At 68.4% G+C, this 26,025-nt stretch carries 25 protein-coding genes; 6 read left to right on the top strand and 19 right to left on the bottom strand.

Annotation, left to right across the window (positions count from 1 at the left end):
• Window positions 1-6: 6 nt before the first annotated feature.
• Complete coding sequence (locus H5U26_RS02020; protein ID WP_290616137.1) at window positions 7-534, bottom strand: 3-phenylpropionate/cinnamic acid dioxygenase subunit beta; 528 nt, start codon at window positions 532-534, stop codon at window positions 7-9.
• A complete protein-coding gene (locus tag H5U26_RS02015; RefSeq protein ID WP_290616134.1) occupies window positions 524-1,879 on the bottom strand; it encodes an aromatic ring-hydroxylating dioxygenase subunit alpha in 1,356 nt (451 codons plus the stop codon). The genes H5U26_RS02020 and H5U26_RS02015 overlap by 11 nt, the downstream gene beginning before the upstream one ends.
• A gap of 228 nt (window positions 1,880-2,107) precedes the next feature.
• Between H5U26_RS02015 and H5U26_RS02010 the strand changes: the two genes are divergently transcribed.
• The gene (locus tag H5U26_RS02010) at window positions 2,108-3,766 is read left to right on the top strand and encodes a sigma-54-dependent Fis family transcriptional regulator (protein ID WP_290616132.1); all 1,659 of its coding nucleotides are present in this window, start codon (window positions 2,108-2,110) and stop codon (window positions 3,764-3,766) included.
• Between the two features lie 119 nt (window positions 3,767-3,885).
• Here H5U26_RS02010 and H5U26_RS02005 read toward each other — a convergent pair whose 3' ends face one another.
• A complete protein-coding gene (locus H5U26_RS02005) occupies window positions 3,886-5,376 on the bottom strand; it encodes an alkaline phosphatase PhoX (protein ID WP_290616130.1) in 1,491 nt (496 codons plus the stop codon).
• Window positions 5,377-5,733: 357 nt separating this feature from the next.
• Entirely contained in the window at window positions 5,734-6,741 is a 1,008-nt protein-coding gene (locus H5U26_RS02000; RefSeq protein ID WP_290616128.1) for a lysylphosphatidylglycerol synthase transmembrane domain-containing protein, read from the bottom strand.
• A gap of 100 nt (window positions 6,742-6,841) precedes the next feature.
• Between H5U26_RS02000 and mgtA the strand changes: the two genes are divergently transcribed.
• Window positions 6,842-9,379 carry a magnesium-translocating P-type ATPase gene (gene mgtA, locus H5U26_RS01995; RefSeq protein ID WP_290616126.1) on the top strand — a complete coding sequence of 846 codons (2,538 nt, stop codon included), beginning with the start codon at window positions 6,842-6,844 and terminating at the stop codon, window positions 9,377-9,379.
• Window positions 9,380-9,452: 73 nt separating this feature from the next.
• Here the strand turns inward: mgtA and H5U26_RS01990 are convergent, their stop codons facing one another.
• The 5 genes from H5U26_RS01990 to H5U26_RS01970 all read right to left on the bottom strand — a co-directional run bounded on the left by H5U26_RS01990 (window position 9,453) and on the right by H5U26_RS01970 (window position 12,088).
• A complete protein-coding gene (locus tag H5U26_RS01990; RefSeq protein WP_290616124.1) occupies window positions 9,453-9,692 on the bottom strand; it encodes a hypothetical protein in 240 nt (79 codons plus the stop codon).
• A 109-nt stretch (window positions 9,693-9,801) separates the two neighbouring features.
• Complete coding sequence (locus tag H5U26_RS01985) at window positions 9,802-10,239, bottom strand: DUF488 domain-containing protein (RefSeq protein WP_290616122.1); 438 nt, start codon at window positions 10,237-10,239, stop codon at window positions 9,802-9,804.
• Window positions 10,236-10,862: a DUF488 domain-containing protein gene (locus H5U26_RS01980; protein ID WP_290616120.1), complete on the bottom strand. Its 627-nt coding sequence runs from the start codon at window positions 10,860-10,862 to the stop codon at window positions 10,236-10,238. Before H5U26_RS01980 ends, H5U26_RS01985 begins: the two co-directional genes overlap by 4 nt.
• Window positions 10,859-11,554 (bottom strand): hypothetical protein, encoded by a 696-nt coding sequence (locus H5U26_RS01975; RefSeq protein ID WP_290616118.1) that lies wholly within the window; start codon window positions 11,552-11,554, stop codon window positions 10,859-10,861. Before H5U26_RS01975 ends, H5U26_RS01980 begins: the two co-directional genes overlap by 4 nt.
• A gap of 363 nt (window positions 11,555-11,917) precedes the next feature.
• Window positions 11,918-12,088, bottom strand: coding sequence for a hypothetical protein (locus H5U26_RS01970; RefSeq protein WP_290616116.1), 171 nt, complete (start codon window positions 12,086-12,088; stop codon window positions 11,918-11,920).
• Window positions 12,089-12,318: 230 nt separating this feature from the next.
• Between H5U26_RS01970 and H5U26_RS01965 the strand changes: the two genes are divergently transcribed.
• Genes H5U26_RS01965 through H5U26_RS01955 form a run of 3 tightly spaced genes read left to right on the top strand, consistent with a single transcriptional unit; the run spans window position 12,319 to window position 15,001 of the window.
• Window positions 12,319-12,711, top strand: coding sequence for a gamma-glutamylcyclotransferase family protein (locus H5U26_RS01965; RefSeq protein WP_290616114.1), 393 nt, complete (start codon window positions 12,319-12,321; stop codon window positions 12,709-12,711).
• Window positions 12,708-13,949 carry a multifunctional CCA addition/repair protein gene (locus H5U26_RS01960; protein ID WP_290616112.1) on the top strand — a complete coding sequence of 414 codons (1,242 nt, stop codon included), beginning with the start codon at window positions 12,708-12,710 and terminating at the stop codon, window positions 13,947-13,949. Before H5U26_RS01965 ends, H5U26_RS01960 begins: the two co-directional genes overlap by 4 nt.
• Entirely contained in the window at window positions 13,946-15,001 is a 1,056-nt protein-coding gene (locus H5U26_RS01955) for a PA0069 family radical SAM protein (RefSeq protein WP_290616110.1), read from the top strand. Before H5U26_RS01960 ends, H5U26_RS01955 begins: the two co-directional genes overlap by 4 nt.
• Window positions 15,002-15,032: 31 nt before the next feature.
• Here the strand turns inward: H5U26_RS01955 and H5U26_RS01950 are convergent, their stop codons facing one another.
• From H5U26_RS01950 to H5U26_RS01915, 8 genes are all read right to left on the bottom strand, one after another.
• Window positions 15,033-16,145, bottom strand: a complete 1,113-nt coding sequence (locus tag H5U26_RS01950) for a sulfate ABC transporter ATP-binding protein (RefSeq protein WP_290616108.1) — start codon at window positions 16,143-16,145, stop codon at window positions 15,033-15,035.
• Complete coding sequence (gene cysW, locus H5U26_RS01945; RefSeq protein WP_290616106.1) at window positions 16,142-17,020, bottom strand: sulfate ABC transporter permease subunit CysW; 879 nt, start codon at window positions 17,018-17,020, stop codon at window positions 16,142-16,144. The genes H5U26_RS01950 and cysW overlap by 4 nt, the downstream gene beginning before the upstream one ends.
• A gap of 3 nt (window positions 17,021-17,023) precedes the next feature.
• Entirely contained in the window at window positions 17,024-17,860 is an 837-nt protein-coding gene (gene cysT / locus H5U26_RS01940; protein WP_290616104.1) for a sulfate ABC transporter permease subunit CysT, read from the bottom strand.
• Window positions 17,861-17,974: 114 nt separating this feature from the next.
• A complete protein-coding gene (locus H5U26_RS01935) occupies window positions 17,975-19,072 on the bottom strand; it encodes a sulfate ABC transporter substrate-binding protein (RefSeq protein WP_290616102.1) in 1,098 nt (365 codons plus the stop codon).
• 39 nt (window positions 19,073-19,111) lie between these two features.
• The gene (locus H5U26_RS01930; RefSeq protein WP_290616100.1) at window positions 19,112-20,461 is read right to left on the bottom strand and encodes an OprO/OprP family phosphate-selective porin; all 1,350 of its coding nucleotides are present in this window, start codon (window positions 20,459-20,461) and stop codon (window positions 19,112-19,114) included.
• 137 nt (window positions 20,462-20,598) lie between these two features.
• Window positions 20,599-20,772, bottom strand: a complete 174-nt coding sequence (locus H5U26_RS01925; RefSeq protein WP_290616098.1) for a YezD family protein — start codon at window positions 20,770-20,772, stop codon at window positions 20,599-20,601.
• A gap of 293 nt (window positions 20,773-21,065) precedes the next feature.
• Window positions 21,066-21,851, bottom strand: a complete 786-nt coding sequence (locus H5U26_RS01920; protein WP_366055858.1) for a class II glutamine amidotransferase — start codon at window positions 21,849-21,851, stop codon at window positions 21,066-21,068.
• Between the two features lie 108 nt (window positions 21,852-21,959).
• Window positions 21,960-22,178, bottom strand: a complete 219-nt coding sequence (locus H5U26_RS01915; protein ID WP_290616094.1) for a molybdopterin-binding protein — start codon at window positions 22,176-22,178, stop codon at window positions 21,960-21,962.
• 509 nt (window positions 22,179-22,687) lie between these two features.
• Between H5U26_RS01915 and H5U26_RS01910 the strand changes: the two genes are divergently transcribed.
• Window positions 22,688-24,220, top strand: a complete 1,533-nt coding sequence (locus H5U26_RS01910; protein WP_290616091.1) for a sigma-54 dependent transcriptional regulator — start codon at window positions 22,688-22,690, stop codon at window positions 24,218-24,220.
• 8 nt (window positions 24,221-24,228) lie between these two features.
• On the opposite strand, the gene modC is transcribed toward H5U26_RS01910, so the two are convergent.
• Both modC and modB read right to left on the bottom strand, forming a co-directional pair.
• Window positions 24,229-25,353 carry a molybdenum ABC transporter ATP-binding protein gene (gene modC, locus H5U26_RS01905; RefSeq protein WP_290616089.1) on the bottom strand — a complete coding sequence of 375 codons (1,125 nt, stop codon included), beginning with the start codon at window positions 25,351-25,353 and terminating at the stop codon, window positions 24,229-24,231.
• The gene (modB, locus tag H5U26_RS01900) at window positions 25,350-26,024 is read right to left on the bottom strand and encodes a molybdate ABC transporter permease subunit (RefSeq protein WP_290616087.1); all 675 of its coding nucleotides are present in this window, start codon (window positions 26,022-26,024) and stop codon (window positions 25,350-25,352) included. Before modB ends, modC begins: the two co-directional genes overlap by 4 nt.
• Window position 26,025 lies beyond the last annotated feature (1 nt).

Raw genomic sequence — 26,025 nt, 5'->3', positions numbered from 1 at the left:
TCGTCTTTAGAAAAACACGTTCAGATTGCTGTCGATCACCACTGGGTGGTCGAACTGGATCAGCCGCTGCACCAGACGCCAGCTGCCTCCTTCCAGGCGCCACAGGTCGGTACGACCAGCGGTCAGGCGCCGCTGCTGGGCGTCGATGCGGCTGCGGTGCACCTCGATCACGGAATGGACCGTGGCCTCGCCGTCAGTTTCGGCCCGATAAATCTCGACGTTGCTGACGATGCGCCGTACCCGGTTGCGCGGGTCCTCGGCCCACACCAGGCCCGATTCCAGGCGCTGCACGCGCAGACCGAGGCGGCCCTTGTCGTCATCGAACACGTAGCCCGGCCCCTCGGCCAGCGCGGCGCTGCGGTCGGCCCGAAAGCGGCGTGCCGTCAGCGGCATCCGGTAATGCACGTCATCGGCCAGCAGCTCCAGCCAGTCGGCGTAGCGTTCCTCGTCGAGCAGGCGGGCTTCGCGGTACAGCGTCTGCGTCAGCGCCAGATGCTGGTCGATGGACAGCAGGGCGTGCGTTTCAGCCGGCATGGGCCAGGCCCTCCGCAGCGTGCAGGGAATTGAGGTTGTACTGGGGCACCGCGCGCCAGTCGGCGGCGGCCATGTGTTCCTGCCAGCGGCGGTAGAAGTAGCGCTGGTTGTGCTCGCTGACCACGCCGACGGCGATGTCGCCCGGCAGGCCGGGGCGGCGGCCGCTGTGGCCCTGGGCCATGTTGGTGTAGACGTCCATCTGCCGGGTGCGCCAGCCGCGCGACTGCTCGGTGCAGGCGGCCAGGTTGTCGCCGTCGTCGTTGTCGAACAGTCCGGCCGGGCCGAAGGTGAGCAGCTGGTTGTCCAGGATGCGCTGCTTGATGGCTTCCGGCATGGCCTGCTCGGCCATGGCCCAGGTCCACTGCTCGATGCGGCCCGGGCCCTTGGGGTGGTAGACGCGGAACCAGTTCAGGCCCGGCAGGAACTGCAGGTTCGGGAAGATGGTGAAGTTCAGCTGCGAGCCCCAGAACTTCTCGCCGCGCACGCGCCCGAGGCGCTCGATCACCGTCGGCCGGTTGGCCTCCAGCCAGCGCATGATGTCGCCATTGTCCGGATAGAAGCTGTAGCCGGACACGCCATCGAGCGTGGCCAGCAGCGAGTGGCCGTTCAGGCCGGCAATGGACAGCCCGCCTTCGAGATCCACGCTGGCGTTGCCCACCGTGAAGCCCGAAAAATCCATGCTCTGCACGGCCTTCATGGCGCCGGCATGGGCCCAGCCGAGGTGGTAGCCGTCGCCGCAGACGTTCTCGACCGGCAGCTTCCAGTTGGTGGGGATTTCCACCTTCTGCGCCTCGCCGAGCAGCACGCTGCCACCCGGCAGGGCATCCAGCCACACGTCCAGGTACCACTTCATGTCGCCGAGGTAATCGGCCAGGCTGGGCGCGCCGCGATCGAAACAGCCAAACACCAGGCCCTTGTAGGAAGCCACCTGCTCGACCTCGACCAGGCCGAAGCGGGATTTGTCAATTTCGCTGAAGTAGGCGTCCTTCTCCAGCGGCACGTTGACCAGCGCGCCGTCGGCGCCGAAGGCCCAGCCGTGGTAGTTGCAGGCAAAGGCCTTGGCGTTGCCGCGGTCGGCCCGGCACAGGCGGTTACCGCGGTGCGTGCAGGTGTTCAGGAAGGCCTTGATCGAGCGGTCCTTTTGGCGCACCACCAGCACGTCGTCCTCGCCCATGAAGGTGCGAAAGAAGTCGCCCGGCTGCGGGATCTGCGACTCGTGGACCAGAAACAGCCAGCAGCGGCCGAAGATGCGCTCCAGCTCCTGTTCGTAGACGGCAGGGTCGGCGTACATCTGGCGGCGCTGCATGGCGCCCGCCGCCGATACCAGACCAGCGTAGTCGGTCATCCGTGACTCCTCCTCGAAGCTCGAAATCGCCGCCGCCGCGTAGCGGCTACGGCAAGCGGCGTGTGTGACCGTCACATTGCAGACGGCGTGCCAAATCCGCCGATTGGCGTGGCGACGCGGGTTTACGGCCGTTTGTTACCAGAATGGGCTTCGCGCATGAAATAGAAAGTGACGCTGACGTCATCTTTCGTCATACTTCGCGCAATGCAAGTTACCCCGACGTACATCATGCTCAACGCCGTACCCGCCCCCAGCCTGCCCGACATTCGTGACCTGGCCGAGCAGGTTCGCTTCACGCCCGACACCGGCCGCATCTGGGTGCGCGACCAGCGCGGCGTGCTGCTGACAGCCAGCGTCTACGGCGCTCTGCGGCGCGAGCTGATCGACCGCCTGGGACCGGCGGTGGCGCGCGAGCTGCTGTCGCGCATCGGTTATGCCGAGGGCGGCCGCGATGCCGAGGCAGCGCGGCGCCTGCGCCCGGACGTGAGCTACTTCGACGCCTTCGCGGTCGGACCGCAGGTGCACGCGCTGGCCGGCTTCGGCTGGTCGCAGGTGGTGCGCCTGCACGCGGAGCCGGAAAGCGGCGCCTTCGCGGGCGAGTTCCTGGTGCACGACTCGCTGGAGGCCAGCGTTCACGTCGACGCCTACGGCACCAGCCCGGAGCCGGTGTGCTGGATGCAATCCGGCTACGCCAGCGGCTTTGCCAGCGCCTTTGCCGGCCGGCCGATCCTGATGCGCGAGGTGGAATGCCGCGGCATGGGCCACGAGGCCTGCCGACTGATCGGCAAACCACTCGACGAGTGGCTGACCGAGGCGCCGGACACCCGCTATTACCAGCCCGAATCATCCGTGAACCGCTTTACCGACCTGGAGGCCGGCGAAACCGATGGCGTGGTCGGCATCTCGGCCGGCTTCGGCGCTGCCATGCATCTGCTGCGCAAGGCCGCCGACAGCCGCGCCACGCTGCTGTTCGTGGGCGAAACCGGCGTCGGCAAGGAGGTGTTCGCGCGCCTGGCGCATCGCATGAGCCGCCGCCGCGACGAGCCGTTCATCGCCGTCAACTGCGCGGCGCTGCCCGAGACGCTGATCGAGACCGAGCTGTTCGGCGTGGCCAAGGGCGCCTACACCGGCGCCAGCAGCTCGCGCGCCGGACGCTTCGAGCGCGCCGACGGCGGCACACTGTTCCTGGACGAGGTGACCAGCCTGAGCCTGGCCGCCCAGGGCAAGCTGCTGCGCGCATTGCAGGAGCGCGAAATCGAACGCGTGGGTGACAGCAAGACCCGCCGCGTCGACGTACGCGTCATGGCCGCCTGCAACGAGGATCTGCACCTCGCAGTCGAGGCCAAGCGCTTTCGCGAGGACCTGTACTTCCGGCTCACCACCTTCCCGGTGCCGATCCCGCCGCTGCGCGAGCGGCGCGACGACATCCCGCTGCTGATGGCCTACCTGCTGCGCCGCTTCTGCGCCGCACATGGCAAGTCGGTGCCTGGCTTCACCGCCCGCGCGGTCGAGGCGCTGTTCGCCTATGAGTTTCCCGGCAACATCCGCGAGCTTGAAAACCTCATCGAGCGGGCCGTCCTGCTGGTGGGCGACGGCGAGGCCATCGATCTGCCGCAGCTGGCGCTGCGCGGCGGTTCAACCCGCCCGGCCGCCTTTGCACTCGACACCGCCGGCCGCCTGAGTGACAACGCCGATGCCCTGCGCGCACAGGCGGCCGCACTGCTCGCCGCGGACACCGGCCGGCGCCGCTTCGATGCCATCGAACACGCGCTACTGGAACAGGCAGTGACCGATGCCAACGGCAACCTCGCCGCCGCCGCGCGCCAGCTGGGCCTGACTCGCCGGCAGGTACAGCTGCGGCTGCAGAAGCACCGTCGGGCTGGCTGAAGGTCCTGCCGCGCCAGCGCCTGCGAGCGAACTGACGGGGCAGTGCGACGGCGCGACCGTCGGCCTGCCGAGGCGAAAAAAAGGGGGGCCGAAGCCCCCCAAGACTCAGGCGGGGAAAATCAGCGTTTCGGCAGCTTGAAGCCGGTGATCATCAGCACGTCGTCGGTCTGGTAGCCGTCGACCAGCGGCATGTTGCCGTCGTTCGAGTGCTGGATCGACACGTAGGCGCGGGTGCCGCTGGCGTCGAAGATGAAGCCGGTCGGTTCGGCCGAGCTGTCCTTCACGGACAGCATCTTCACGCAACCATCGGTCTTGATGTCGCGATCGGCACCGTCGCGCAGACACGCGAACACATCGCCATTGTTGTGGTCCTCGATCACGTACAGGGCGCCGGTGTGCGGCTGGAAGGCCAGGTTGTCGAAGGAGTTGAAGTCGGTGTCGCCCTCGACGAAGCGGTTCACCACCACCGTGCGCTGGCTGGCGCTGGCGGTCAGCGGCGCGCTGTCGATGCCGCACATCACCTCGGCATAGTTGCCTGCGCCCTCGTTGCCGGTGTTGGTCCAGCAGAAGCGCACCGCATCCGGGTTGGCTTCGTCGTGGAACACCGGGTCCAGGTGCAGGTCTTCGGGCCGGTAGTAGCCGGTCGCGCCGCCAACGTCAGCATCGCTGCGGGCGGTGGCAGCACCCACCGGAATCCAGCCGGCGTTGCCGATTTCGCAGCCCTGGCCGAACTGCTGCTTGTTGCCGACGCAGGACACCTGCATGGCGTGGACGCTGCCCGCCACCAGCGGTGAGGCGGCCAGACTGGCAATGGCGCCACCGCCGTGCGGCGTCGTCGGCACGAACTTGAAGATGGCGCCGCCGTCGACGTCATCGTCCGCGGTTCCCGGCCGCAGCTCGTCGCCACCGATGACCACGCCGCTGGGCAGGACTTCCAGCCCTTCCCAGGCGATGGTCGGCAGCGCCGTACGCTTGGCGATCTCGTCCGTGTCGGTAACGCCGGATGCGTCCACGATCTGGCCGCTGGCGCGGTCCTGGACGGCGTAATTGGTGGTGGCGAGCGGGTTCAGGATTTCATACGCGCCGCCGTCGTCCTCTTCCTCGGTGGCCAAAACGGTGCCCCAGGGCGTGGTGCGGATACCGTCGCAACCGCTCATGCCGCGCAGGATGGTTTCCACCGCGCCGGTGGCCAGGTTGATGCGCTGCACCGACGGATTGAACTTGTCGCCCGCGGCATAGCCCGGCAGGCCGTCACCGGCCAGTTCCTCACGGCCGCCCTCGATGCAGCTGATCAGGTGCGTGGGCGCCGCCGCCGGATAGAACGCCAGCATGTCGGTGGAATTCGCCGCCTCCCGCGTCAGGTAGGCAGCACGCAGACCGGCCGGAATGAGCACCTGCTCCCGGGCCGCTTGTTCCGCCGTACGGTAGGCGCCTGCGGTTTCCGGGGCCGACTCGGTCAGCGGCCGGGGCAGACCCAGGGTGGCGCGCGCCGTTGCGCGCAGGGTGTTCTGGACGAAAAGACCGAAGTCACGGGTATCCGCGTCGTCGGCGACGGCCACGCCGCCAAGCCCAGCCGCGAGCAGCGCCAGGGAGAGTTTCGACAGCTTCATGAAGCCTCCTGATCAGGTGAATTGAACCGCCGCCGGAATGAACTGGCGGGGCATTCACCCTAGGCCGCTGCCGAGTCAGGAGCTTTAAGAAGCGGTTACAGCAGCGTGACAGACGGGCCCGGTCCGCGGCCAGGACCTCGCCTGCGCGCTGCTGCGCGGCCATCTTTTTCCTTTCATCGACCAACGACTGTTCGTGATCGACCGGGCCCTGCTGCCACACATCCAGCGCCTCCAGCCCTCACCCCAGCACCCGCCGTTTGGAGCCGTTCATCGCCGTCAACTGCGCGGCGGCTGCCGGAAACGCTGATCCAAACCGAAGTCCTGCCCTGCCCGGCCGGATCGGCGGGACGGCGAGCGTTAGGCTGCTTTGGGCTCGCGGCTGACGCCCCGCAGCTCGCGACGTGTCAGCCACAGTCCCGGCAACATCGGCAGCCACAGGGTGAAGCCGCGCAGCAGCAAGGTGGCCGGCAAGGCCGCCGCCAGCGGCACGCCGGCCAGGCCCAGCACGCCAACACACGCCGCCTCGAAGCTGCCCAGGCCAAGCGGGATCGGCCCCATCTCCATCACCATGCTTGCGCTCAGAAAGGCCGCCAGCACCAGCGTCGGCGCCACCGCCTGGCCAAGCGCCCACAGCATCACCCACAGCGTGGCGGCATCGCACAGCACGATCGCTGCCTGCAGCGCCGCCGCCGGCAGCATCACCCGCCAGCGCAACATGCCGGGCGTGGTACGGGCCAGCGCATCGAGCAGATGAGCCGCCCGTGGAAAGCGCCGCGCCGGCAGCCAGCGCGGCAGTCCATGGCCGGTGACGACCGCCCACACGGCGCTGGCGATGAGCATGGCGAACACTGCGTATGCGCCAAGCAGCGCCGCCAGCGCCGGATTCAGCAGCCCGCGGCGCGCCAGCGCGATGCCCACCAGCAACGCCAGCGGCAGGTTGGCCAGGCAGTGGCTGATCATGCTCACGGCCAGCGCCGCCATCGCCGGTGCCGCAGGCACGCCACGTCGACGCATGGCATGCACGAACAGGATGTTGCCGCTCAGCCCGCCGCTGGGAATGGCCTGATCGGTGAACAGCTTGGCCAGGCTCAGCGGCATCAGGCCGGCAACCGTCTGGCGCTGGCCGGCGCGGGTCAGCACGCGCTGCCATACCGCCGCGGCGCAGGCGTAGGTCGCCGCCTGCAGCGCCAGCGCCGCCAGCAGCCAGGGCAGGCGCAGCCCGCCGAGCAGGGCGACAACCTGGTTGATCTCGCCCAGGTGCAGACCCACCACGACCACCGCCACCAACAGCAGCAAGCCCAGCAGCCAGCTGGCGATGGCAAGGCGACCGGCGCCAGCGGTGATTGATCGGGTAACGGCAGGCACGGGCGATGCAGCCACGAGTGGAACCGGCAGGAAGCAGGCCGACACGGCGGCGTCACTATACTTCGCCGGCACTGGACGACCTTTACCCACGAGTCCCGCCATGGCCGACGCCAAGCTCGAAGCCTATTGGTCCCTGCCGCCACAGCCGCTGTTCGACGCACTGGACAGCCGGCCCGATGGCCTGACCGGCGCCCAGGCCGCCCAGCGGCTGGCCGAGCACGGCCCCAACCGGCTACCCGACGGCGAACGAATGGCGCCAGCCGCCCTGCTGCTGAAGCAGTTCACCGATCCGCTGGTGCTGATCCTGCTGTTCGCGGGCGCACTGTCGGCTTTTCTGCACGAATGGCTGGACGCGGCCATCGTGCTGACCATCGTGCTCGGCAGCGGCGGGCTGGGTTTCATCCAGGAGTACCGCGCCTCGGTGGCGGTGGCGGCCCTGCGCCAGCGGGTGGCGAGCAAAGTCACGGTGCTGCGCGACGGCCAGCCCGTCAGCCTGCCCAGCGAAGCCGTGGTGCCTGGCGACGTGGTGCTGCTGTCGGCCGGCAGCCTGGTGCCGGCCGACGGCGTGCTGCTGGAGGCCAAGGACTTTTTCGTCTCCGAATCCGTGCTGACCGGCGAAACCTTCCCGGTCGAAAAAAGCCCCGGCACGGCGCCGGCCAAGGCTGGCCTGGCGCAACGCCACAACTGCGTGTTCATGGGCACCTCGGTGCGCAGCGGCACGGCGCGAGCATTGCTGGTAGACACCGGTGCCACGACCGCCTTTGGCGCCATCGCCCACCGGCTGCGGCGCCGTTCGCCGCCGACCGAGTTCGAGCGCGGCATCCACCGCTTCGGCTACCTGCTGACGCAGGTGATGGTGGGCCTGACGCTGCTGGTGTTTGCCATCAACGTCTACTTCCACCGCCCGGTGATCGAGGCGCTGCTGTTCTCGGTGGCGCTGGCAGTCGGCCTGTCGCCCGAGCTGCTGCCGGCCATCATGACCATCACGCTGTCGCATGGCGCGCGGGCGATGGCCAAGAACGGCGTGATCGTGCGCCGCCTGGCGGCGATCGAGAACCTCGGCAGCATGGACGTGCTGTGCTCGGACAAGACCGGCACCCTGACCGCCGGCGTGATCCGCCTCGACGGCGCGCTGGGCAGCGACGGCGAACCCTCGGCGCGGGTGGCGCAGATCGCCTACCTGAATGCCCACTTCGAGACCGGCATCGGCAACCCGCTCGACGAGGCCATCGTCGGCAGCGGCGCGCCGGCGGGTCTGGATGTCGCCGCCTGGCGCAAGCTGGACGAGGTGCCGTACGACTTTTTGCGCAAACGGCTGAGCATCGTCGCCGCAGGTTCGGACGGCACCCCGCAACTGCTGACCAAGGGCGCCTTCGCCAACGTGCTTGCGGTGTGCGACCGCCTGCGCCTGGGCGATGCCGCGCTGGCCCTGGACGAGGGCCAAGGCGCGCAGCTGCAGCAACGCTTCGCCGCCTGGAGCGCACAGGGCTTTCGCGTGCTGGGGGTGGCCAGCCGGACCCTGCCGGCGCAACCGTCCTACCACGCGGCCGACGAAACCGACCTGTGCTTCGAAGGCTTTTTGCTGTTCTTCGATCCGCCCAAGCCGGACATCGAGCGCACGCTGGCCGACCTGCGCCGCCTGGGCGTGGCGGTCAAGATCATCACCGGCGACAACCGACTGGTGGCCACGCATGTGGCGCAGCAGGTGGGCATGACCGCGCCGACCGTCATCACCGGCGCCGAACTCGACGACATGCGCGACGAGGCGCTGTGGCAGCGGGCCACCGGCACCGACCTGTTCGCGGAGGTGGACCCGAACCAGAAGGAACGCATCATCCTGGCCCTGAAGCGCAGCGGCCATGTGGTCGGCTATCTGGGCGACGGCATCAACGACGCCCCGGCCCTGCACGCCGCCGACGCCGGCATCTCGGTCGAGACGGCGGTGGACGTGGCCAAGGAGGCGGCCGATTTCGTGCTGCTGCGCCACGATCTGGACGTGCTGCGCAGCGGCATCGAGTTCGGCCGCAGCACCTTCGCCAACACCCTCAAGTACATCTACACCACCACCAGCGCCAACTTCGGCAACATGGTCAGCATGGCCCTGGCGAGCCTGTTTCTGCCCTTCCTGCCGCTGCTGCCCAAGCAGATCCTGCTCAACAACTTCCTGTCCGACCTGCCGGCGATGGGCATCGCCACCGACCGCGTCGATGCGGAGGCGGTGGCCAAGCCGCACCGCTGGGACGTGGCCGCCATCCGCCGCTTCATGCTCACTTTCGGCTTGATCAGCTCGGTCTTCGACGGCCTGACCTTCGCGCTGCTGCTGTGGCTGACCGACGGTGCGCCGGCGCACTTTCGCACCGGCTGGTTCGTGGAATCGCTGTTGACCGAGCTGTGGGTGCTGCTGGTGGTACGCACCGCCCGGCCCGCCTATCGCAGCCCTCCCGGCCGCCTGCTGTGGCGCTTGACGCTGCTGCTGACCGGACTGACGCTGGCGCTGCCCTATCTGCCGTTCAACCACGCGCTGTTCGACTTCACGCCGCTACCGCTGAACGTACTGGCGGCGGTGCTGGGCATCACGGCGCTGTACCTGATCGCCACCGAACTGGCCAAGCGGCGGCTGTTCCGGGGCCTCGCCTGAACCATCCGCCTAAGCACATGCGATTGGCTACATCCCGCAGTGGACAGCCGAGACGGCTGCCGCTGTCGCGTGCTCAGCGGCTGGTGAGCGCGTAAACCGTGTCGCTGACCTGGCGCCGGAACGCTTCGTTCTCGACGTACTGCTTGTAAACCTGTGTGTCGTCCTTGAGCAGGATCTGCATCGCCTTATGCAGCGCCTGGTCGTGCGCCATGCGCGCGGTGTGCGGGGTGTTCTGCTTCGCATTCTGGTAGGCCGCGTCGGCGGCGACCTTCGGCGCGATGTCTTCGCGGATGCGTTTGGCCGCCTTCTTCATCGACGCGGTAGCGCCTGCCCGCGATGCTTCAGATAGCCCGGCGCTTCGAGCCAGGCGAGGGCAGCGTCGTCGACGATGGATCGGTGAAGGCGCTCAATGCTTAGGCCGCCTACGTTAGATGGACGATGTCCACGTCGCCCCAACGATCCTTGAGGTACTCCGCCACGAGTCTGCGGTGGCAGTGATGGGGCTTGTCTTCGCTGCAAAGCAGGCACCCGTCCGCGACCGCTTCCTTCGAGATGGTCTCCTCGATCCGGCGCTGCCGCATCAGATCGAGGAACTGCCGCTCGTAGTCCTGCCAGTTGCCGCCTTGCTTCTTGTAGCGGTCCAGCATCTCCTGCGTAGGCGCTAGTACGGGCAGGTGCAGGTAGCCTATTCCACAGACTTCCTTGGCGAAGTAGGCCAGGTCGTCCTTTTTGGCGAAGCCCGCCAACTGGGAGACGTTGTTGAGGCGCACATCCACGACGCACTTCGCGCCCGAAGACCGAAGCAGCTCGAAGAACCGGCGCGCGGACTTCTTCGTGAATCCAATGGTGAACAGCTTCATTCCGCTCCTCCCTCCGTCTCGGCCAGCAGCCTCTCGTCTACGTACGCCACCTTCTCCTCCTGCCGTGCCAGCGCCTCCGCGATCAGGTCCGACCGCGAGCGAAAGAGGTCCTCATGCGGCAACCCCGTGACATCCAGCAGTCGCTCCATCGCAGCACGATGGGATTCCAGCCGCCCATCGCCGAGGATGTGGGCGACTTCGACACCCTGTTCGTCCAGAGCGCGTGCCACCAACAGCGTGCGATGGCACTCCAAAGGCTCCTTCTCCGCACACATCAGGGCGATGCGGTGCTCCCCGGCGCCATTTATCACCCGTCCGACGCCTTGCTTGAACAGCTCCGTGCGGGCGAGCAGTCCGTACTGAACGCGCCCGCTCTCGTAGCAGGAAGGGTCGTCAGAACGTGCCCCGAGCTCCCGCCCCAGAAACACGTACTTGATACCGCGCGCCTTGAGATTGCGGGCCAGTGCGTCCTTGTTGAACTGCGGGTTGAAACGGCTGAAGGGCGCCGAGCGCACGTCGGCGAGCGCCGTGACGGCGTGCTGGTTGAGCAAGGACACCAACGCGTCCAGCGGGTGCGTCGAGTGGCCGATGGTGAAGACGACGATCGGTTGCTGGATGGTCATGGCTTCGGCCCTCCCGCTTGCTCCATGATGGCGGCGATGAGCTTGTAGCAGCAGCCGTTGTGCGGCTCGCCCAGGCTCACCGTGAGGAAGCTCTCGCCGATCTGGTAATCACCATCCGGTTTCGCGAGGTATGCCCGTTCGTAGATCGGGTCGGTGACCCACAGGTGATAGTCCGCACCGACGTGCTTGAAACGACCCTGCACGCGCCGCTTGGGGTTGCCAAAGGCCTCGCCCGGCTTGAACACAGACAGGGTCATGCGATCGACGCGAATCAGGATCAACGAACTCCGGATACCGCTGGCCTGAGCAAGGTCGATGCGATCGTTCAGCCCGTTATAGGTGCTGTCCCCGTCCACCCACAGCCGACCAACCGGGTCTGCCAGTGCGGCGAGGTCACTCCACTTCAGTCGCGCGACGCGCTGCCAGTAGTGATCGGGATCCAGGAGCCAGTTTTCCTGTTGGTAGTCCTTGGGCTTCGGCGTGATCAGGGGCACGTCCATGAGATCGAGCAGCCGCGGGTCGCTGCCGTCCGCGTACTGGCGCTCGTACTCCGACACCTCCTCGTGCTCCCGCGCACTGACCGGCCGGATCCAGCCGACGCGTTTGTCTGCGGAAAGCTCGATGCCGGCGACGCAGCGGCCGTTGAGCTTGCGCGAGTTAGCAAGGCACACGACGCGCTTGACTACAGGCATGGTCGAGTCTCCTTGTTCGCCCATTCAGGATACCCACTCGGCTCACGTCAAGCGGCCAACTCTTGGCGGACCTGCTCGCGAGCCGACCCCCAGAACGGGTATTACATCGTAGTTCGGTAAGGCGTCCAGAACGCTTTCGGATATTGGATGCTGGGAAGCGTTGAGTACGGCCTAGGCACGCAACTTTGGTGGGCGGACTTCCCTCGTCTCGATCCACGAGAACGCCATCGCTTGGCCTTGCGACGTGCTTGTACTCGGCCGCGTCCATGTTGTTGCGCAGCGCGTCGGCGGCGGCCCACAGCTTGGCCTCGAAGCCGAGGTTGGCGCTGCTGGCGGACGTGGAGTTGCTGTGCGGGCCATGAGTCAGTTCCAGCGGTGGACGGTGTGAAGTTCGGGATGGGAAACCCGGCCCCGCAAGGGGCGATTGCTCGCGCGCTTGCCCGCGTCGGTGGTGAGCATGCTGTCGGTGCCGCAGGCGCAGTCGTAGAGCAGGTAGATGAAGGAGACGATCTTGTTGTGGGTGGCCTGGTCCAAAGTCGCGTGCACTCCCTGTCGTTGATCGGTTTACAGCGGGCGTACCAGCGGGCGCGATGGACCGCGGTAGACGGCAACGCGGTCGGCCGTTCCTGTTTTGCGGGTGGGCTGAGGTCGCCGGCAAGGCGGCGAAGGCCTGGACGGGCCGCCCGGCATGTCGCGGCGCCAAATCCGGCCGGGCGTAACCTGCGCTGATAATAACCACCACCCACCGAAACTTCCGCGCGATCATGCTCAAGCCGCTTGTGTTCGTATACGGCAGCCTGCGCCGGGGCCAGCGCGCCCACCCGCGCCTGCGCCCGGCGGCCGTGTGCCTGGGGCGGGCCTCGGTCACCGGGCGCCTGCACGATTGCGGGTGCTATCCGGCGGCCCTGCCGAGTCGGCGACCGGGCGAGCGTATCCAAGGCGAGCTGTACCGCCTGACGCGGCCGGGCGTACTGGCCGCGCTCGACCGTTACGAGGATTGCGATCCACAGGCACCGCACGGCGGCGAGTACCGGCGCGAGCCGGCGGCCGTGCGCCTGGCCGGTCGCCGGCTCAGCGCCTGGGTGTACTGGCATAACGGCCCGCTGCGCGGCGCGCGGCGCATCCGCACGGGCATGTGGCGCGGGCCGGGTCGATGAAGCTGGCGTTTCAAACCTGCCTGGTCGGCGGCGCGGTGCGCGACCGCCTGCTCGGCCTGCCGGTGCAGGACCGCGACTACGTGGTGGTGGGCGCCACGCCGCAGGATCTGATCGATGCCGGCTTCAAGCAGGTGGGGGCCGACTTTCCGGTGTTCCTGCACCCGCAGACCGGCGAGGAGTACGCCCTGGCGCGCACCGAGCGCAAGACCGGGCGCGGCTATCACGGCTTTGCAGTGAGTTTCTCGCCGGACGTGACGCTGGAGGAGGACCTGCAGCGGCGCGACTTGACCATCAACGCGATGGCCGAGGATGCGGACGGGCACATCATCGATCCTTTCGGCGGCCAGGCCGATCTGGCCGCCCGCCGGCTGCGGCACGTGTCGCCGGCATTCGCCGAGGATCCGGTGCGCATCCTGCGCGTGGCGCGCTTTGCGGCGCGCTTTCACCGTCTGGGCTTCGTGGTGGCGGACGAAACGGCGGACCTGATGCGGCGCATGGTCGAGGCCGGCGAGGTCGATGCCCTGGTGCCGGAGCGGGTGTGGCAGGAGTTCGAGCGGGCGCTGCGCGAGCCCGATCCGCAGCGCTTCATCGACGTGCTGCGCGACTGCGGGGCGCTGGCACGGGTGCTGCCGGAGCTCGACCGCCTATTTGGCGTGCCGCAGCCGGCCGAGCCGCACCCGGAAATCGACACCGGCGTGCATGTGCTGATGGTGCTGGAACAGGCCGCGCGCCTCGGCCCGGACCCGCAGGTGCGCTTCGCCGCCCTGATGCACGATCTGGGCAAGGGCACGACGCCACCGGAGCAGTGGCCGACTCATCACGGCCACGAGGGGCGCAGCGTGGCGCTGGTGAAAGCGCTCTGCGAGCGCCTGAAAGTGCCGGTGGCCTATCGGGAACTGGCGATCGCCGTGGCCCGCGACCACGGCAACGCCCACCGCGCGCTGGAGCTGCGCCCCGGCACGCTGCTGGAGGTGCTGGAACGCACCGACGCCCTGCGCCGGCCGCAGCGTTTCGCGCAGTTCCTGCTGGCCTGCGAGGCGGATCACCGCGGCCGCAGCGGCTTCGAGCAGCGGCCCTACCCGCAGGCACAGCGGCTGCAACTGGCCTTCGAGGCCGCGCGCGGCGTGGACGTGGCGGCCCTGGTGCAGCGCGGCCTGACCGGCGAGGCCATGCGCGAGGCGCTGCGCGCCGCCCGCACGCAGGCGATCAAGAAGGCCGTGGCGGAAGCGGCGGCGTGAACGACCCCGCCTCGCCACCGCCCAAGGGCCGCGGCACCGGCCAGAACCCCACCCCGCGCTACGCCCGCCAGGCGCGGGTAAGCGATCCCGCCGACGAACCGGCAACCGGCCCGCGCACCGTGGTCAGCGTGGACGCCACGCGCTCGGTCATCACCCGCAACGACTCGCCGGACCTGCCGTTCAACCAGTCGCTCAATCCCTACCGCGGCTGCGAGCACGGCTGCATCTACTGCTTCGCCCGGCCCAGCCACGCGTATCTGGACCTGTCGCCGGGGCTCGATTTCGAGACCCGCATCCTGGCCAAGCCGCGTGCCGCGCAGCTGCTGGCCGACGCCCTGCGCAAGCCCGGCTACCGCTGCCAGGTGCTGGCCATGGGCACCAACACCGATCCCTACCAGCCGGCCGAGCGCAACTGGCGCATCACCCGCAGCGTGCTGGAACTGCTGCTGGACTGCCGCCACCCGGTGGCGATCGTCACCAAGTCGGCGCGCGTGTGCCGGGACATCGACCTGCTGGCCGAGCTGGCACGGCAGGAACTGGCGACCGTGTTCCTGTCCGTCACCACGCTGGACGCCGACATGGCCCGCACGCTGGAGCCACGCGCCGCGGCACCGCAGGCGCGCCTGGATGCCATTGCTCGACTGGCGCAGGCCGGCGTGCCGGTGGGTGTGCTGGTGTCGCCCATCGTGCCGGCGCTGACCGACCACGAACTCGAACGCATCCTGGAGGCCGCCCACGGCGCCGGGGCGCGCTTTGCCGGCTTCGCCCTGGTGCGCCTGCCGGGCGAGGTGGCGGCTTTGTTCGAGGACTGGCTCACGCACCACCAGCCGCTGCGCGCCGGCCACGTGATGAACGCCATCCGCGCCAGCTGGCGCGGCGAACTGGCCAGCAGCGAGTTTGGCGAACGCCAGCGCGGGCACGGCCCGCAGGCACAGCTGATCGCCCAGCGCTTCACTCTGGCCAGCCGGCGCCTTGGCCTGGGTCAGGCGCCGGCGCTTTCCACGCAGCACTTTCGCCCGCCCGCCGGCGGGCAGCTCGGCCTGGGGTTTTGAGTCTGACGCTCGGGTGGCCGGCGCGCTGCCGTCAGGGCGGCGGCAGGCTGCGATCGGCGGCGACTGCCGTGCCGGCCGCGGCGCCGTGCGGGTCCTGGGCAAACAGGCGCACGCGGCGGGCGCGCAGGAACAGCCGCTCGCCGATCGCGTAGGGGTTTTGCGCGTAGCGTTCGCGCGGCAGCTCCACCTCCACCAGGCCGGCATCGGCGCCGCGCTCCAGTTCAATCCGCACCAGCGCGCCCATGGCCCGCACGCCGCAGACCACCGCTGCGTCCAGCGCGCCGGCCTCGTCGGTGGACAGCTCGATCTCGTGCGGGCGCAGGTAGGCGGCCGCAGTTCCGCTGGCGGTGGCGTGTTCCGGCGCCGGCGCGCGCCAGTTGCCGATGTGCGCCCAGCCGTCGTGCAGGCGGCCATGGAACAGGTTGACGCTGCCCAGGAAGCTCGACACGAAGGGCGTGGCCGGCTGTTCGTAGACCTCGTCCGGCGTGCCGACCTGCTCGATGCGGCCGCGGTTCATGACCACGATGCGGCTGGCCACTTCCATGGCTTCCTCCTGATCGTGGGTCACGAACACGCTGGTCACGTGCAGTTCCTCGTGCAGGCGGCGCAGCCAGCGGCGCAGTTCCTTGCGCACGTTGGCGTCGAGCGCGCCAAACGGTTCGTCCAGCAGCAGCACCCGCGGCTCGATGGCCAGCGCCCGCGCCAGCGCTACCCGCTGGCGCTGGCCGCCTGAAAGCTGGTGCGGATAGCGCGCCGCGGCGTAGCCGAGCTGCACCAGTTCCAGCAGCCGCTGCACGCGCTGGGCGATCTCGGCCGCCGGCGGGCGCAGCTTGCGCGGCCGGGCCTTCAGGCCAAAGGCGACGTTCTCGAACACCGTCATGTGCCGGAACAGCGCGTAGTGCTGGAACACGAAGCCGACCCCGCGCTCGCGCACGTGGCGGCCGGTGGCGTCCTCGCCGTGGAACTCGATGCGCCCGGCGTCGGCCTGTTCGAGGCCGGCGATGATGCGCAGCAGCGTGGTCTTGCCGCAGCCGGACGGGCCCAGCAGCGCCACCAGCTCGCCGGTGGGGATGTGCAGGCTGAGGTCGTCGAGCGCCTGGAAGGTGCCAAAGCGCTTGCTGACCTGATCGATCACGATGCTCATGCGGTTTGTCCGTGCGGGAGGGGGGCACTGTCTGGAATCGGCGCGTCCTGGGCTTCACTGGTACGCCACTCCACCAGGGTCTTGATGCCCAGCGTGACCAGTGCCAGCAGGGCCAGCAGCGAGGCGCAGGCAAAAGCAGCAACGAAGTTGTATTCGTTGTAGAGGATCTCGACATGCAGCGGCAGCGTGTTGGTCTGGCCACGGACGTGACCGGACACCACCGAGACCGCACCGAACTCGCCCATCGCCCGGGCGTTGCACAGGATCACGCCGTACAGCAGGCCCCACTTCACGTTCGGCAGCGTCACCTTGCAGAACACCCGCCAGCCGCCGGCGCCCAGCGTGAGCGCCGCCTCTTCCTGGTCCGAGCCCTGCGCCTGCATGAGCGGGATCAGCTCGCGGGCGACGAACGGGAAGGTGACGAAAATCGTCGCCAGCACGATGCCCGGCACGGCAAACACGATCTGCACGTCGTGCTCAATCAGCCACGGTCCGAGCCAGCCGTGGGCGCCGAACAGCAGCACGTAGATCAGGCCGGCGATCACCGGCGAGACGGCGAACGGCAGGTCGATCAAGGTGATCAGCAGGCTCTTGCCGGGGAACTCGAACTTGGCGATGGCCCACGACGCCGCCAGGCCGAACACCAGGTTCAGCGGCACGGCGATGGCAGCCGCGATCAGCGTCAGGCGCATGGCGGAACGTGCGTCCGGTTCGCTGAGCGCGGCGAAGTAGGCCGCTGGCCCCTGGCGCAGCGCCTCGGTGAGCACTGCCGCCAGTGGCAGCAGCAGGAACGCCACCAGGAACGCCAACGCGAGCAGCGTGAGGCCCACGCGCAGCCACAGCGGTTCCAGCAAAGCGGGGTTGTGCCGGGCCATGCGTCAGACTCCACCGGTGCGCCGCCGGCTCCAGGCCTGCAGCAGGTTGATCGGCAGCAGCAGCAGGAACGACAGCGTCAGCATCGAGGCGGCAATGGCCGTGGCGCCGGCGTAGTCGTATTGCTCAAGCTTGGTGATGATCAGCAGCGGCGTGATCTCGGACACGAACGGCAGATTGCCGGCGATGAAGATCACCGACCCGTACTCGCCCAGCGCCCGGGCGAAGGCCAGCGTGAAGCCGGTCAGCAGCGCCGGCCAGATGGTCGGCAGGATCACGCGCCGGAACGTGGTCAGCCGGCCGGCGCCAAGACTCGCCGCGGCTTCTTCAAGCTCCGCCTCGGCATCCTCAAGCACCGGCTGCACCGTGCGCACCACGAACGGCAGGCCGATGAATATCAGCGCCACCACGATGCCCAGCGGCGTGAAGGCCACCTTCACGCCCAGCGGCACCAGCAGCGCGCCCAGCCAACCATTGGGCGCGTACAGCGCCGTCAGCGCGATGCCGGCCACCGCCGTGGGCAAGGCAAACGGCAGGTCCACCAGCGCATCCACCAGCCGCCGGCCGGGAAAGCGGTAGCGCACCAGCACCCATGCCACCAGCAGGCCGAACACCAGATTGATGGTGGCCGCGAACAGGGACGCACCGAAGGTCAGGCGATACGAGGCCAGCACGCGCGGGCTGCTGACCGCCTGCCAGATGCCCTCCCAGCCGAGCTGCGCGGCCTTCAGAAAGGTGGCCGAGAGCGGAATCAGCACGATCAGGCTGAGGTAAAGAACGGTGAAACCGAGCGTGAGCCCGAAGCCGGGTAGCACGCTGCGCGAGCGAATCTGGGAAAGCATTCGAGTGGTTCCTGTTTCGGTCGGCCCGGTGGGGGCCCGGCCCCGGCGCGGAATGGAGTGGAGGAACTCCCACGCGCCGGGGCCGGGCCCCGCCAGGTTCCGTGCCGGAGGGGATCAGCGCCCGGCGGCGTAGATCTGGTCGAAGATGCCGCCGTCGGCGAAATGCGTGGCCTGCGCCTTGTCCCAGCCGCCGAAGGCCTCGTCCACCGTGAACAGCGGGATCGGCTTGAAGGTGCTCGCGTACTTGGCCAGCGCCGCCGGATCACGCGGCCGGTAGAAGTGCCGGCCGGCGATGTCCTGGCCCTCGGGGCTGTAGAGGTACTGCAGGTACGCCTCGGCCAGATCGCGCGTCTTGCGCCGGTCCACCACCCGGTCCACCACCGCTACCGACGCTTCGGCCAGCACCGACAGCGACGGGTAGACGATCTCGAACTGGTCCGGCCCGAGTTCCTTCTGCGCCAGGTAGGCCTCGTTTTCCCAGGACAGGAACACGTCGCCGATGCCGCGCTGCACGAAGGTGGTGGTCGAGCCGCGGGCGCCCGAATCCAGCACCGGCACGTTGCGATACAGCTTGGTCACGAACTCGCGCGCCTTGTCGTCGCTGCCGTACTTGCGCTTGGCGAACTCCCACGCCGCCAGGTAGTTCCAGCGGGCGCCGCCGGAGGTCTTGGGGTTTGGCGTGATCACCGACACGCCGTCGCGCACCACGTCGTCCCAGTCGTGAATGCCCTTGGGATTGCCCTTGCGCACCAGCAGCACGATGGTGGACGTATACGGCGCGCTGTTGTTGGGCAGGCGGTTGATCCAGCCGGCGGGAATCAGCCCGCCGTTGACGCGCAGCGCATCCACGTCGTAGGCCAGAGCAAAGGTCACCACGTCCGCGGCCAGGCCGTCGATCACCGCCCGCGCCTGCTTGCCGGAACCGCCGTGCGACTGGTTGATGGTGACCGTCTCGCCGGTCTGGTCCTTCCAGTGCTTGGCGAAGGCGGCGTTGAAGTCGACGTACAGCTCGCGCGTCGGGTCGTAGGAGACGTTCAGCAGCGTGCGGTCGGCGGCCAGCGCGGCGCCAACGCCCCCCAGCAGCACCAGCAGGCCGAGCACGAGGGCGACCAGGATGGCGCTGCCGCCGGCCGGCTTGCGCTGTGGGGGCGGTTCCGGCTCGAAATCGGGCCGGCTTTGCTCCAGTTCCCAGAAATAGGTTTCAAAGGTCATGACTGAACTCCTGAGTGAGGCTGAGTGAGACGGCGCGGGTCAGAAATCGACCTGGGCGCGCACGGTGTAGGCGCTCGGCTCGTCACCGTCGGTGGGTCTGCCAGGGCGGTCAACTTCCAGCACCTTGATGTAATTGGCCTGCAGCTTGATGCTGGGCGTCAGGTGCCAGTTGAGGCCCACGGTGAGGTTGCGTTCCTTGCCGCCGACCAGCGCGCCGTCGTTCAGGTCCAGCTGCGACAGGCGCAGTGCCAGCTCCCAGGCGCCGATGCCGCCCTGGCCAACCACGCCCAGAGGCGTGACGCGGTCGAACACGCCCTCGCTCACCTTGTAGGGACGGCTCTCGCCGGTGATGAACCAGCTGGTCAGCACGTACCAGCCGTTCAGATCGACGTCACTGGCCGATTTGCGATTCACCTTGGTGCCGATGTACTCGCTTTGCAGCGACCACGGCCCCCATTCGCCGGCGGCTTCCAGGCCATAGCTGTCGATGTGATCGGTACCGGTCAGCACGCCGGTGTCGACCAGTTGCGCATCGGTGATGTTGGTCTCCGGTCGGCTGGCAAAGCGCAGGGCATTGGTCGAATCGTTCGGGTCGTGGCGACGCAGCGCGGCGCCCACATGCAGCACCTGCCCGTTGTCCCAGAACGGCGCCCAGGTGGCGCGACCGGTGATGTCGGTGCCCTCGTCGCCTTCGCTTGCGGCATCGTCCTGGGGCCGCTCGCCGAACAGACCGCCGGCCACGCTCCAGTTGGCGCCGGAGGTCTGCACCGCGGCGCCAATGTGCCGCGACGGCGCAAACACGTCGATCAGCGAGCGCTCCAGGAAGGTCAGCGCGCTGTCGCTGCTGACCTGCTCGAAGCTGAACGGCTCCTTGAAGTTGCCGACCGTGAGCAACACCGGCTTGAATCCGGTGTAGCTGATGTAGGCGTCGCGAATGCCGCTGGCGGCCGGGTTGGCCTTGCTGTCCGAGAACTCGTACTCGACCTTGTAATCCCAGACACGAAACACCGTGCCCTGCGCGCCCAGGCGCGCCCGGCGGATGGCGGTGCCGTCGCCCAGTTGCTGCTTGTCCGCGTCGTAATGCGCGTAATCCACCTGGACCCGGCCGATCGGCTGGAACACGAAGGCATTGTCGTAAGACGCCAGCTTCACGCTGCGCCCGTTGTGCGTGACCTTGATGCCCTTCTGCTGGTCGGCCAGCGCCTGCGCGTCACGCGCTTCATGGTCGATCTCGAGTTGCCGGCGCAGCACGCGCAGCTCCTGGTCGAGCTGCTCGACGCGCTGTTCAAGGCTGGTATTCACGTCAGCGGCCGCCTGCGTGGCGACCGGCGCCGCCCACAGGACGGCCAAGCCGCCCAGCATCGGCAGGGCGTGCATAAAGGCTTTCATGGAAAAGTGCTCCGGATTTTTTCACTTGAAGCCTCCGGTAGCCCGGTCGGTCGTGCGTGATTGCTTTTGCGAGAAGACCGGCTGCGCGCGTGCGCTGGCCGGAACGGGTCAGACCCGTTCGGGATGGCGAGTCACGGTCAACACTGCTCGCCGGATGAGGACAGGCGCAGTTTCTCGGTGCGCTCGATCTGCACCACGCGGCCGTCGTGGACGGTGATTTCCACCGCGCCATAGCGCAGCCCGCGCAGCGCTTCAATTACCCGGCGCAGGGTTTCATTCGGCAGCGCGTCAGGCGACAAGGGCTGGGTCATGGCTAAATCCAGGATCGGCGATGCGACATTTGGCTGTAGCCAATAGCAACGCCCATGCCATCGACACTGATTAAATTGTTATTTATTCAATAACAATTAGTTGACGATATTAGGCCGCTGGTATCGGCCATTCTTTTTCCAGCTTATATGCTGTTAACTGGTGATATGCAGTGGCATTCCGTCAAATATCACGGAAATTAACAGTGCCAGGCACGGTGCATCCCTTCATGGGTTGCCCCGCGTCGCCAGCCGGCCAGGCCCTACCGGCCACGACGCGTGCAAGGCTCAAGACTTCAGCAAGCGAAAGCGAACTCGCGCTCGGGCGCCGCATCGCTCACCTCGCGCCCGCCGATGAACAGGCGCAGCTCGCCCGGCGGAATGGCCCGCCAGTCCTCGTCCACCGTGAGCGGTTGGGTGGCGACGATCGCGATGCGGTCATCCAAGTGATTCAGGCGCGCAAAGTCCACACTCAGATCGCAATCGACGAGCCGGGCCGCCCCGAACGGCGCTTCCCGGCACAGCTGGAACAGATCCGTCGAGCCATGCGCGAACAGCAGCTCGCCGTTGGACAGCAGGTAGTTGAAGGCGCCATGCGCGCCGATCCGGGCGGAAAGTCGCTGCACCTCGGCCTGCAGGCGCGCCAGCGAGGGCGGCTGCTCGCCAAAGCGCTCGCGCAGGCCGTCCAGCAGCAGGCACAAGGCGCGTTCGCTGTCGGTCTGGCCTTGCGGCCGATAGTGCATGGCCGATGTTTGCGGCAGATCGCGCAGGTCGCCGTTATGAGCGAAAGCCCAGGTCTGGCCCCACAGCTCGCGCACGAACGGGTGGCAGTTCTCGTATGCCACGCTGCCCTGCGTCGCGCGCCGCACGTGAACGATCACGTTGCGCACCTTGATGTTTCGGCGCGCCACGGCTTGCGCCAGCGGGGAGAACGCCGCCGGCGCCACGTCCACCGTGAGCTGGCATTGCCCGCCCTCGAAGTGGGCAATGCCCCAGCCGTCGGCATGGTGGTCGGTGTCACCGCCGCGCCGCATGAAGCCCTGCAGTGCGAATTGCAGCGACGCCGGCTTGTAGCTGTTCATTCCAAGCAACTGGCACATTGGCCACTCCTGCGCGGACCGCGAAACCTGAGGGTGCAGAGCCTTGCGACCGAACTTGCGCGCGATTGCCGGCGTGGCGCCGTGAGGGCATCACACCAGCGTGGCGATCATCACTTCGGTCGATTTGACCAGCGCGATGACCGTCGAGCCGGGCTTCAGACCCAGCTCGTCCACCGAGCGCGTCGTGATCACCGAAGTCACGATACCCGCCGGCGTCTCGACGTCGACTTCGCTCACCACATCACCGCGGATGATCTCCTTGACCTTGCCCCGGAACTGATTGCGCGCGTTGATTGCCTGCACACCCATTGCCAAATCTCCTTCTAGCCCGGCAGCGGGAACACGCCCCGCCGCCGGCACGATTGAAAAGTACGCGCCGCCAAAAGCCCCGCCCGAACCGGCCCTCGAGTGCGGCCGGCCGATGAAGCGCGCCTGACGGTCGCCCCCTCGACGCAGCCGACGAAGGCGGGCGCAGCGGACGGCCAAGCTTGACCGGCGCCAGCGGGCGCACAAGCTCGGCAACGCCCATCAAGGCGAATTAGCAATTACCGCGCCATCTTTTTGTTTTGACTTTTTTCAATCACTACAGAGGGTTGAAATCCATCCCAGGCTTTTTCTGGCTCCTTCGAGCACATATGGCCATTACAGCTGTATCATTTCACGGCCTGCCGTCAACTGTTGCCGATATGTGCGCAAGCCCGCGGCGCCGCCCAGGCAGCAGGCCCGCCCCGCAGCCACCGCCTGCGCGGCGGGCGCGCGAGCCGCCGCGAAAGATCGATTTTTAGTTCCTTACAGCCAGTTACATGACGGAATCACGCATGACGACCGACACCGACCTGCTGCTCGCGCTCTGGCACGAGGTCGGACACGGCGCCGATCTGGCCGCGACGGTAAAGGCCATTTCCGCGCGGCTTGCAACGGCGCTGCCACACGCACGCCTGGAACTGATTCGCTGCGATGCCGCTGCCCGGCGGTTCGAGACCGCCGCCGACACGGCCTCGCTGGCCGGGCGCCACTGGCAAGTCACGCCGACGGCATTCAAGGCGCTGAGCGGTGAAATGAAGCGCAGCCCGGTGCTCCATCTGACCGACGAATCAGCCCGGCCGGAGGCGCTCGCTGCGCTGTCGGCGCCTGTTGGCAAAGCCTTGCTGGTGGGACTGCTGCACGACGGTGGTCCGTTGCTCGGGCTTGCCGTGCTGACGCCCCGCCCGGGCGGCTTCGAGGCGGGCCACCGGCGGCAATTCGCCACCCTGCTGGAACCGCTGACCGCCGTACTGGCGCGCGATGTGCGCTTGCACGAACTGGATCAACAGCGGGCGATAGCGGAAGAAGAACGCCAGCTGCTGCTGACCCGACTCGGTCGCGATGCGGTGGCCGACACCATCGTCGGCGCCGACCGGGGTCTGCATACGGTGATGCAGCGCGTGGCGCAGGTGGCGCGTTCGGACAGCTCGGTGCTGCTGCTGGGCGAGACCGGCTCCGGCAAGGAAGTGGTCGCACGCGCCATCCACGAACGCTCGCGCCGCGCCGGCGGGCCGTTCGTGCGCGTCAACTGCGGGGCGCTGGCGCCGGAACTGGTGGACTCCGAGCTGTTCGGCCACGAGAAGGGCAGCTTCACCGGCGCCATTGGCCAGCGCCGCGGCTGGTTCGAGCGTGCCGACGGCGGCACGCTGTTTCTGGACGAGGTCGGCGAACTGCCGCTGTCGGCCCAGGTGCGCCTGCTGCGGGTGCTGCAGGACGGCGGCTTGCAGCGTGTCGGTGGCGAGCAGACGCTGCAGGTGGACGTGCGCATCGTCGCCGCCACCCACCGCGACCTGCCGGCCATGGTGGCGCAGGGCGCCTTTCGTGAAGACCTGTGGTACCGCCTGGCGGTGTTCCCGATCCGCATTCCGCCGCTGCGCGAACGACGCGACGACATCCCGGAACTGGCGCATCACTTTGCGCGGCGGGCATGCCTGAAACTGGGCCTGCCGCCGCGACTGCCGGACGCGCGCGAACTGGCACGGCTGGCTGATTACCCGTGGCCGGGCAACGTGCGCGAGCTGGCCACCGTAATCGAGCGCGCCGCGCTGCTGGGCAGCGGCGATCGGCTCGATTGCGCCGCAGCGCTTGGCATGGCTGCGCCGGCCTTGCCCAGTACTGCGGCGGCAGTCGGCTCCAGCGCCGGCGAGTTTCCGACCCTCGACGAAGCCATGGCGGCGCACATTCGCGCCGCCCTGGCGCGCACGCAGGGGCGGGTAGAGGGCCGCCGCGGCGCCGCCCGGCTGCTGGCCATCAACCCGCACACGCTGCGGGCGCGCATGCGCAAGCTCGGCGTGGTTCCCGCGCAGCATCGGCCAGCTGACGACTGAGCAGGCTCTCAGCCGGACTGGCTGGCAACCAGCTCCCGCCGATCGAAGGAAACCCCCTTGATCAGCGCCCACACCGGCTGGCCCACCACCAGACCCAGCGCCGCCACCGCCTCGCGGGTGATGCGGGCGCGCAGGTGTGGGCCGCTGTCATCGGCGCCATCCAGGGCCAGCAGCAGCTCGGCATAGGCGCTGACCGGCTCGGCGTCGATGCGCAGCACGGTGGCCTGCAACTGGTTGCGGATGCTCACGCCTTCGACGCGCTGCAGGGCGATCGCCACGTCGCGGGCGCGCACCCGCAGGCGCACCGGCGCGCCGGGCGCGTCGTCGATGTGCGGCAACCACAACCGCTGGCCGCCCACCTCCACCTCGGTCAGGGCGTAGTCCGGCGCCTGGCCGAGCACGTGCGCGTGCAGCAGCACGCCGGCCTCGAAATGGCCGGACACGGCCTCGGCCTGCGGCTGTTCCAGCACCGCATGCGCTTCGCCGCGGGCCACCACCCGGCCGGCGGTCAGGATCAGTACCTCATCGGCGAGCTGGGCGACTTCCTCCACCGCGTGGGAGACGTAGATCAGCGGAATGCCGAAGCGCCCCGGCAAGTGGTGGATGTAGGGCAGCAGCTCCGCCTTGCGCTTCAGATCCAGCGCGGCCAAGGGTTCGTCCAGCAGCAGCAGGCGCGGATTGGCCAGTAGCGCCCGGGCGATGGCCACACGATGGCGCTCGCCGCCGGACAGGCCGGCCACGCGGCGACCGAGCAGCGGCGCCAGATCGAGCGCGGCGACGACCTCATCGAAACCCGGCGCATCGGCGCCCGGCCGCGCCCGCTGGAGCGCGTAGCGCAGATTGCCGGCCACGCGAAGGTGCGCGAACAGCCGCGCGTCCTGGAACACGTAGCCTATGCCGCGCCGGTGCGGCGGCAGGCGCACGCCGCCGGCGTCGTCCTGCACCACCGTGCCGCCGAGCTGCACGCGCCCGCGCGCCGCCGCATCCAGCCCTGCCAGCGCCCGCAGCAAGGTGCTCTTGCCGCTGCCGGAGGCACCCATCACGGCGGTGATGCCGGCCAGCGGCAGCGTCTCGCAGGCGCGCAGCGCAAACGCGCCGTGGTCCACCGCCAGGTCGAAGGCCAGCACGCTCACGCGGCATGCACCGGAAAGCGGCGGTTCAGCGCATAGACCAGCACCAGCACTGCAAACGAGAACACCAGCAGTCCACCGGCCAGGACATGCGCCTGCGCGTACTGCAGGGTTTCCACCTGTTCGTAGATGGCGATCGAGATCACCCGCGTGCGGCCGGGGATGTTGCCGCCGACCATCAGCACCACGCCGAACTCGCCCAGCGTGTGCGCGAAGCCGAGCACGGTGGCGGTTACATAGCCGCGCAGCGCGAGCGGACTGGCCACGGTGAAGAACGCATCCAGCGGCCCGGCACCCAGCGTGGCCGCGGCTTCCAGCGGACCGCGTCCGACCGCCTCGAAGGCGCCCTGCAATGGCTGCACCACGAACGGCAGCGAGTAGATCATCGAGGCCAGCACCAGGCCGCTGAAGGAAAAGGTCAGCGTCTGCCCGGTCAGGCGCAGCCAGGGTTCGCCCAGCACGCCGGCCGGCGCGAACAGCACCAGCAGGTAGAAGCCGATCACCGTCGGCGGCAGCACCAGCGGCAGCGCGGTAAGCGCCTCGATCAGCGGTTTGGCGCGCGTGCGCGTATGCGCCAGCCACCAGGCCAGCGGCGTGCCGACCAGCAGCAGCAGCGCCACCGTGACGCCGGCCAGGCGCAGCGAGAGCCAGACCGGGCCCAGATCGACCGTCATG

The organism is Immundisolibacter sp. (assembly GCF_014359565.1).
Taxonomy (GTDB): Bacteria; Pseudomonadota; Gammaproteobacteria; order Immundisolibacterales; family Immundisolibacteraceae; genus Immundisolibacter.
This window is presented reverse-complemented; position numbering and strand designations above follow the sequence as displayed.